The sequence below is a fragment of the Thiospirillum jenense genome, assembly GCF_014145225.1.
In the GTDB taxonomy this organism is placed as follows: domain Bacteria; phylum Pseudomonadota; class Gammaproteobacteria; order Chromatiales; family Chromatiaceae; genus Thiospirillum; species Thiospirillum jenense.
On the sequence record NZ_JABVCQ010000079.1, the window covers coordinates 1 to 1,144 of the forward strand.

Sequence of the window (1,144 nt, forward strand, 5' to 3'; positions counted from 1 at the left end):
GCGTATGTCGAGCAACGGGCGATCGGCGAAGCTGGTCGGGGTTGCGGAGCCGATCGCCCGTTGCGGTGAAGATGGCGGCATAGGCCGCCGGGGTGAGGTAGCCGAGCGCCGAGTGTGGCCGCTCGTCGTTGTAGTCGGTGATCCAGGCGGCGATCTTGGTACGGGCGTCGTCGAGGTCGAAGAACAGCGTCTCGTTGAGAAGCTCGTCACGCATGCGGCCGTTGAAGCTCTCGACGAATCCGTTCTGCATGGGCTTGCCGGGCGCGATGAAGTGCCAGTCGATGTTGTTGTCCCGGCACCAGGCGAGCATGGCGTTGCAGGTGAACTCGGTGCCGTTATCGGAAACGATCGTCCCAGGCTTGCCGTGCCGTTCGACGATCGCGGTCATCTCACGGGCCACCCGCCGACCGGGGATCGAGGTGTCCGGGATCGCACCGAGGCACTTCTTAGTCACATCGTCGACGATGTTGAGGACGCGGAAGCGCCGGCCATTGGCGAACTGGTCGTGGACAAAATCGATCGACCAGCGCGCGTTCGGCCTGGCCTCGACCAGAATGGGGGCCCGTGTGCCGACGGCCTTGCGCCGGGCCCGCCGTTTGCGCACGCAAAGCCCTTCTTCGCGATAGAGCCGGTGAATGCGGTTGAGGCCCGAGGGCTCGCCCTCACGTCGCAGCAGGACGAACAGCCGGCGGTAGCCGAACCGCCGCCGCTCGTTCGCCAGGTCGCGCAGCCGGGCACGCAGCTCGGTGTCCGGCGGCCGGTGGGACCGATAGCGGACCATCTTGCGGTCCGCTCCCACGATCTGGCAGGCCCGACGCTCCGACAGATCCATCACGGTCTGCAGGTGCGCGACGGCTTCGCGCTTGGCGGCGGGCCCTACCATTTTTTTGACAGAAGCTCGCGCAACGCCGCGGCATCCAGCATCTGCTCGGCGAGCAGCTTCTTCAGCTTGGCGTTCTCGTCCTCGAGCTGCCGTAGTCGCTTGGCCTCCGAAGCATCCATCCCGCCGAATTTGGCCTTCCAATTGTACAGCGTCGCTTCCGAGACGCCGTGCTTGCGCGCCAGATCGGCGGCCTTCGCCCCCGCCTCATGCTCGCGCAGCACGCCAATAATCTGCTCTTCCGTAAACCTTGATCGCTTCATC

Annotated in this window: 1 protein-coding gene; it reads right to left on the minus strand. The window is 65.5% G+C overall.

Features of this window, described 5'->3' with window-relative positions; all coding sequences use genetic code 11:
* A protein-coding gene (locus HUK38_RS14570) for an IS3 family transposase (RefSeq protein WP_238787697.1) occupies positions 1-1,143 on the minus strand; the annotation gives its coding sequence in 2 pieces (ribosomal slippage) (positions 1-891 and positions 891-1,143; 1,144 coding nt annotated over the 2 pieces). This gene is flagged as partial in the annotation.
* Between the last annotated feature and the right edge of the window lies 1 nt (position 1,144).